The organism is Deinococcus marmoris, assembly GCF_001949125.1.
Classification (GTDB): Bacteria; Deinococcota; Deinococci; order Deinococcales; family Deinococcaceae; genus Deinococcus; species Deinococcus marmoris_A.
The window spans coordinates 136,761-143,798 of the sequence record NZ_MSTI01000115.1 but is presented as its reverse complement, the minus strand read 5'-3'; the positions used below and the strand labels follow the sequence as shown (position 1 = coordinate 143,798).

The window sequence follows — 7,038 nt, the reverse complement described above, 5'->3', positions numbered from 1 at the left end:
GTCAACCAGGAGTTCCAGTCTGGGGCGCTGATGGGGCTGCTGTCGCCACTGATCCTGCAACGTCTGGAGAGCGTGTTGACGCATCACCCGGCAGAGCTGACGGGTACTCCAGGTGGCGTGATTGAAAAAGCGGCTGAGCGCCGAGGGGGATTTGACGGTGGCCCGTTCCGGCAGAGGTCTGCCGGAACCATCAAGCAGCAGGTCGAGGAAGACCTCGAAGGATTCCCGGTGTTGCTTGCGAGAAAAGCAAGGCAGAATGTCAGAATAAAGCCGTCTGGAGCGCGATTCTTTTGGGTACACACCTCACTATGGGGCCAAAAGTGCGTTCCAGACATCCTTTTCCAAAACTGCAAGATGTCAGTTACGCTTCCGGCCACATCAGCGCCGGATGATCTGTTTGGGGCCAATCCACAGGCAGACTTACGTTCAAGCCCTCGCCCACGATTTCCCGCACGGGCACGACGCCCACGCCGCTGCCGCAAATCCACGCACGGGTCACGGTGGGCAGTTCCGAGCAGTGAACTTTGCGCTCTGACCATTCATGGCCTTCCAGAAAGACGGTGCGCGTGACGCTCGGCAATCCACCCGCCGGAACCACCAATCCTCCGTCAATCTCCAGCAGAGGCGCGGTGCGGGAGCCGTCGGCCAGTGTGCCATCCGGGCCGACGAGCCAGCCTTCAAAAGCGGCCCCAGCCCTTTGCATGGCGAGGCGATACGGCAGGTAATTTCCAGTCTTGTGCGCGGCCAGTTGCGGGTGAACCTGAATGTCGGTCAGGCGCACGCGCACGCCGTCTGCCGGGCGCGGGCCAGGGGTCAGGGGGCGGTGGCTCCAGAACGTTCCCTCCGCCCCCACCGTGACGCGTAGCAGACCCCAGGGCCACGGCTCCAGAACTGGCAGATCGGCGTCCGGGGCGGGCAGGCCCAGAAACGCGCAGGTCTGGCGCAAGCGGTCCAGATGCGCGGGCCACAGCAGCGGCTCGCCCCGGCGCGTGCGAACGGTAGTGAACGCCGTCATTCCATGCAGCCACGCGGGGTGATCCAGTTCAGGGGGCAGGGGCTTCAAACCTCCGGCACCCGCCCCGACGTTTGCGCGTTCCATGCCCGGCACAGGCGCAGCCAGTTGCCCAGCAGCACCCGGCCTACCGGACTCAGAACACTTTCGGGGTGGAATTGCACGCCCCAGACGGGTTTTCCAGACATAGCCAGCGCCATAATCTCGCCGCCCGCGCCCCTGGCGGTGATGTATTCAGGCGGCAGACCCCGCACCACCAGCGAGTGATAGCGCCCGAATTCTGCGGCGGGCGGCACGCCTTCAAACAGTCCCTCGCTGCCGTGTTGCACTGCTTCCGGGCGGCCATGCACGGGCGCGGCCCGCTCCACCACGCCGCCCAGCACCTGCCCCAGCGCCTGATGGCCCAGGCACACGCCCAGCAGCGGCAGCCCCCGGCGCAGGCATTCGCGCGTCAGTGCCAGCGTGGGATCACTGCTGTCCGGCGTTCCCGGCCCCGGCCCGGTCAGCACGGCGTCCGGGCAGGCGTAAAGGATTTCTGAAATCTCTGCATCCTGAGAGAAGACCGTGACCGCCGCGCCCAGCGCCCGCAGATCGTGGACCAGATTCCAGGTGAACGAGTCGCGGTTGTCCAGCAGATGCACCCGCAAGCCCTGACCCGGTGTGTCGGAAGCAGTTGGAGGCGTCCACACCCGGCCCGGCGTGGGCGGTGCGGGCGGCTGGGCAACGCGCCCCGGCACACCTGCCAGCGCACTTAAAAGCGCCTGGGCCTTATGAACGGTCTCCTCCGATTCATGTCGGGGGTCCGAGTCGATGACCGTGCCCCCGCCCGCGCGGACCTCCACCTCCCAGCCGTTTTCCAGCCGCGTGAAGGCCGCCGTGCGGATCAGGATATTCAGGTCTATTCGCGCGCCGCCGATAATGCCCACACTGCCCGTGTACCAGCCACGCGGCCCCGGCTCGTGGTCCCGGATGGCGGTCATCACCCGTTGTTTGGGTGCGCCCGTGATCGTTCCACCGGGAAAGGTGGCGGCCAGCACCTCGCGCAGTGTTGCACCGTCTGCCGCCCGTCCCCTCACCTCCGAGACCAGATGCATGACGTGGCTGTAGCGCTCCACCAGCATCAGTTCTGGCACATGCACGCTGCCCGCTGCCGCCACCCGACCCAGGTCATGGCGCACCAGATCCACCAGCATCAGGTGTTCGGCCACCTCCTTGGGGCTGGCGCGCAGTTCGGCCTCCAGCGCGGCGTCCTCGGTGGGGGTCTGGCCGCGCCGCCGCGTTCCGGCAATGGGGCGGGCGGAAACCTCTCCTCCAGCCCAGTCCACCAGCCGCTCGGGGCTGCACGACACCACCACCTCTGGCCCCATGTCCAGAAAGGCCATGAACGGGCTGGGATTCAGCTTCCGCAGCCGCAGGTACGCCGCCAGCGGATCGCCCTGTGCCTGCGCCCGCACCCCCCGCGAGAGGTTGACCTGATAGACCTCGCCCGCCCGGATCAGGGCCTGAATGGCCCGCACGCCCGCTGGATAATCCACGTCGTCCGCGCCAAATTCACCCACACTCAGCGTCGGCTGGGCAGGCGGGTCAAGGGCCAGCAGCGCCGGCCAGTCCACATGCGGCTGCCCCACCACTTCCAGCGTTCCGGCCTGACGGTCCCAGACCAGCCCCGAGGGGTAAAACCCCCACCATCCGGCCTCACCGTGCACCTGATGCGTGTCCAACCCAAACTCCCCGGCTGCCTCATATTTCAGGCCGCCCAGCCACGCAGGAAAGAGGGTGTCGCCGCTGGGCCGCTCCGGCAGGGTGGATTGAACCTGCGTCGGCCACGCACTGAGAAACGAAGAGCGGCCATAGGGCACGGCTGGCCCCAGCGATTCCAGCAGAACGATGCCCGGCGCGTCCGCCCCACGCAGGCGCAGCAGCACGTCGGCAGGAGAGAGGCGGGGCAGGGCCGGGGTCACGCCAGAATTGTACGCAGGACCGCCCCCCGCCCGCGCATCCAACCTTAATCCCTTACAGTTCACCCGGAATTAACTGGTAGAATAGACACATGTGGGTATCGACTAAAGCTCAGTACGGCCTGCGCGCCATGATCGAGATAGGACGGCGGGGTGGGGAAGCCGTTCCCCTCAAGGACGTGTCCGAGCGCCAGGGCCTCAGTCAGCACTATCTGGAGCAGATTGCCAGCAACCTGCGCCGCGCCGGGTTCATCCGCAGCATCCGGGGAGCGCACGGCGGCTACCGTCTGGCCCGTCCGGCAGCGGAGATCAATGCCTACGACGTGGTCACCGCGCTTGAGGGCAGCATCGCCCCGGTGCAGTGCGTGGAGGATGACCACACCTGCGAGAGCCAGAACGTCTGCGGCACCCAGGACCTGTGGTACCGCGTGGACGCCGCACTGCGCGACGTGCTGGGCAACACCACCCTAGCGGACCTGATCGCGGACAGCGAACGCCAGCAGCACTCGCGTCTGGTGCAGATCGAGGGCAGTTACACAGGCTCAGCCGGCTCCTGACAACTGCGGGACAGAGAGGGCGGGCCGGACACTTCGGCACCGCCTCTTTTTATGGCTGCCAGAGTTCTCGTGTCCCGCGTTTGAGAGAGAGACCGCCCCCACCCACCTCCCCAGTGCGTATCCTGTTCCCCGATGTACCCTCGCCTTGCCCGCCCTCTGCTGTTCCGTCTGGACGCCGAAGACGCCCATCACCTGACCCTGAGTGTGCTGGAAGCCGCCTCGAAGGTTCCAGCGTGGCCCGCACTGGCCCGCGCCGTCATGTCGCCGGGCGCGGAACTGGCGCAAACGGTCTTCGGCCAGAGTTTCGCCTCCCCTATCGGGCTGGCGGCGGGGCTGGACAAGAATGCGGTGGCGGTTCCCGCTTTCGCGGCGCTGGGCTTCGGCTTTCTGGAAGTCGGCACGGTCACGCCCCGGCCCCAGCCAGGGAACGAGCGGCCCCGCCTGTTCCGGCTGCTGGAAGACGAGGCGCTGATCAACCGCATGGGTTTCAACAATGCCGGGGCAGAGGCGCTGCACGCCCGCCTGAGCGCGCTGCCCACACAGTCTGCGCCCGTGTGGGTCAACATCGGCAGGAACAAGGACACGCCCAACGAGGAGGCTGCCGGGGATTACCTGAAATGCGTGCATGCCTTGCAGGACGTGGCCGACGCCTTCGTGATCAACGTCAGCAGCCCCAACACCCCCGGCCTGCGTGCCCTGCAAGCCGCAGACGGTCTGGGCGAGCTGGTCCGCGCCGTGCTGGACGCCACCGAGGCGGGCCGCGTGCGGACCCTGCGCCGCCCCCCGGTGCTGGTCAAACTGGCCCCGGACCTGCATCCCGCCGACTTCGAGGCCAGCGTGGGAGCCGTGCAGGACGCGGGCGCGCACGGCCTGATCGTCAGCAACACGACACTCGGGCGGGCTGGCCTGTTCAGCGAGAAGTCGAGCGAGACGGGCGGCCTCAGCGGACGCCCCCTGACCCAGAAATCCACCGCGCTGATCGGCGAGGCGTACCGCCTGACCGGAGGAACACTGCCCATCGTGGGCGTGGGCGGCATTTTCAGCGCTGCCGACGCCTACGCCAAGCTGCGCGCCGGGGCCAGCCTGCTGGAGGTCTACAGCGCCCTGGTTTACGAGGGGCCGGGGCTGGTGCGTCGCCTGAACCGGGGGCTGGCCGATCTGCTGGCCCGCGACGGCGTGGCAAACGTGGCTGGGATCATCGGCGTGGACGCCCGCTGACCGTGCGGGTCGCCGTCTTAAGCGATGTCCACGGCAACGCCTTCGCGCTGGAAGCGGTGCTGGAGGACATCCGCGCCGCGTCACCCGATCTGATATTCAACCTGGGAGACCAGATCGAGGGCAGTGCCGATCCAGCCCGCGCCGCCGCACTACAGGCCGAACCGGGGGCTATAGAAGTGCGCGGCAACAACGAGGAAAAACTGTGGCCGGGGGGACGCCGCGCAAAGATCTCAAAGGAGATCGGCGCGTGGCTGGCGACGCAGATGGACGACGCCACTCTCGCCCGCCTTGCTGCCCTGCCGCTGACGGCGCACGCGCTGGACGGGCGGCTGTTCGCCTGCCACGGCACGCCCACGAGCGCCTGGGACATGCTGCTGTGGCACTGGGAAGACGAGCCGGAGCGTGGGCCAGGAGCCGGGTATTACCGTGCCCGTGACCCGCGCGAACTGCGCGCCATTATCGAACCGCTGAATGCTGAAGTGGTGCTGTGCGGCCACACCCACCGCCCCGGCGCGACCCGTGTGGGCGACACGCTGGTGGTCAACACCGGCTCGGTCAGTGATCAGGTAGACGGCGATCCGCGCGCCCGCTGGACGCTGCTGGAAGAACGCGGCGGGCACTGGGCGGCGGACTTCCGCGCCGTGGAATTCGACGTCGAAGCCGCCGTGCGCTGGTCCCAGGCCAATTCTCCCTTCGGCGAATTCGAGGCCATGCTGCTGCGAAGCGGCGAGATGGTGGGGCGCGGCGGCTAGCGCTGAGGCTCATGACTGCCGCCTGCGCCTCTACTGACTCTGGATTATCCGCCACCCGGACCTTCAGGCGGTCACGCTCCAGACGCCCGATCTCATTGACCGTGGGGCCGAAAGCCAAAGCCGGGCGACTCGAACTTCATAGTTCAAGGTCAGACCGTTGGGGATAGAAAAACAGCCGTCCAGAGGGCTTCTCACAGGCCGATCTGGACGGCTTTGAAACTCCCTCACCACGCTCAGATCAGGAATTCGCCCGCCCGCATCACTGGCTCGCGGCTGCCGTCCTTCAACACGCCGTCCACGTCCATCTTGCCGCTGCCGATCATCCAGTCCACATGGGTCAGGCTGTCGTTGCCGCCCCTGGCGTTAAAATCCTCCACGTTCATGTCCACGCCGCCCGCCACGTTGAAGCGGTAGGCGTTGCCGATGGCGATGTGGCTGGCCGCGTTCTCGTCGTACAGCGTGTTGAAGAAGAACAGGCCGGACCGCGAGATCGGGCTGCTGTGCGGCACCAGGGCTACCTCGCCCAGGCGGTGGCTGCCCTCGTCGGTGTCGATCATTTTTTCGAGAGTGGTCTGTCCCCTATCGGCGGTGGCCCCCGTGATGCGCCCGTCCTTGAACTCGATGCGGATGCCGTCCAGCAGCGTGCCGTTGTAGGACAATGGTTTGGTGCTGACCACCACGCCGTCCACGCGCTCACGGTGCGGGGCGGTCCAGACTTCCTCGGTGGGGATGTTGGCGGTGAAGGTGATGCCGCCGGGGGTATCCGCCGCACCGCCGCCCCACAGGTGACCCTCGGCCAGACCCACGGTCAGATCGGTCTCGCCGCCTTTGAAGTGCAGGGCGGAATATTGCTTGGCGTTCAAAACTTCGCGGCGGCGCTTGAGGTTCGCCAGATGCTCCTGCCACGCCTCCACCGGATCGGGCTGGTCGGCGCGGGTGGCGGCGAAGATGGCGTCCCACTGCTTTTCCACCGCTTCATCGGCGCTGGAATCGGGGAACATCAATTCGGCCCAGCCGGGGATCGGGGCGCTGATCAGGTTCCAGTTCAGGCGGTTGGTCATGACCTGCTCGGTGTAGGGCTTGCGGTAGGCCGCCAATGCTTTCTGGTGCGTCGCCACGCGTTCGGCGTCCACCCCGCCCAGCAGGTTGGGATTGGTGGCACGGATGGCCAGGACTGCGCCGCCTGCATTCGCCGTCTCGATCTCGGCGTCCACCCGCCACTTGCTCAGGGTGCCGAAGGTGCCGTCCGGGGCCAGCTCGAAGCGGGCCAACTGAACATCGTCGTCGTCCCAGCGCACGTCCACGAAGGACGCACCTGCCGCATACGCCTCGCGCACCACGGCGCGGGCCAGAGGCGCGGTGTCTACCGGGGCCTGAATCAGCACGCGCTGACCCTCGTGCAGGCCCAGGCCGACGCGGACGGCCAGCCGCGCGTAATTCTGCAACTTTTCCTCGAATGTCAGACTCATAGCGGGGAGGATAACGCGGGGCGGGTGCGGAGCAGGGAGATTAAGGGAGAAATGAAAAAAGCTCCCACATGG

At 66.9% G+C, this 7,038-nt stretch carries 6 protein-coding genes; 3 read left to right on the top strand and 3 right to left on the bottom strand.

Features of this window, described 5'->3' with window-relative positions; genetic code table 11:
• Window positions 1-361 precede the first annotated feature (361 nt).
• Window positions 362-1,063 carry an aminotransferase class IV gene (locus BOO71_RS17410; RefSeq protein ID WP_254843201.1) on the bottom strand — a complete coding sequence of 234 codons (702 nt, stop codon included), beginning with the start codon at window positions 1,061-1,063 and terminating at the stop codon, window positions 362-364.
• On the bottom strand, window positions 1,060-2,973 hold the full coding sequence (locus BOO71_RS17405) for a chorismate-binding protein (protein WP_075834482.1): 1,914 nt from the start codon (window positions 2,971-2,973) through the stop codon (window positions 1,060-1,062). The genes BOO71_RS17410 and BOO71_RS17405 overlap by 4 nt, the downstream gene beginning before the upstream one ends.
• A gap of 89 nt (window positions 2,974-3,062) precedes the next feature.
• On the opposite strand from BOO71_RS17405, the gene BOO71_RS17400 reads away from it, so the two are divergent.
• The 3 genes from BOO71_RS17400 (at window position 3,063) to BOO71_RS17390 (ending at window position 5,497) form a co-directional block, all read left to right on the top strand.
• Window positions 3,063-3,527 carry an RrF2 family transcriptional regulator gene (locus BOO71_RS17400; RefSeq protein WP_075834432.1) on the top strand — a complete coding sequence of 155 codons (465 nt, stop codon included), beginning with the start codon at window positions 3,063-3,065 and terminating at the stop codon, window positions 3,525-3,527.
• Window positions 3,528-3,659: 132 nt separating this feature from the next.
• The gene (locus tag BOO71_RS17395) at window positions 3,660-4,745 is read left to right on the top strand and encodes a quinone-dependent dihydroorotate dehydrogenase (protein WP_075834430.1); all 1,086 of its coding nucleotides are present in this window, start codon (window positions 3,660-3,662) and stop codon (window positions 4,743-4,745) included.
• Between the two features lie 2 nt (window positions 4,746-4,747).
• The gene (locus BOO71_RS17390) at window positions 4,748-5,497 is read left to right on the top strand and encodes a metallophosphoesterase family protein (protein WP_075834427.1); all 750 of its coding nucleotides are present in this window, start codon (window positions 4,748-4,750) and stop codon (window positions 5,495-5,497) included.
• 233 nt (window positions 5,498-5,730) lie between these two features.
• Here the strand turns inward: BOO71_RS17390 and BOO71_RS17385 are convergent, their stop codons facing one another.
• Complete coding sequence (locus BOO71_RS17385; protein ID WP_075834425.1) at window positions 5,731-6,966, bottom strand: aminopeptidase; 1,236 nt, start codon at window positions 6,964-6,966, stop codon at window positions 5,731-5,733.
• Between the last annotated feature and the right edge of the window lie 72 nt (window positions 6,967-7,038).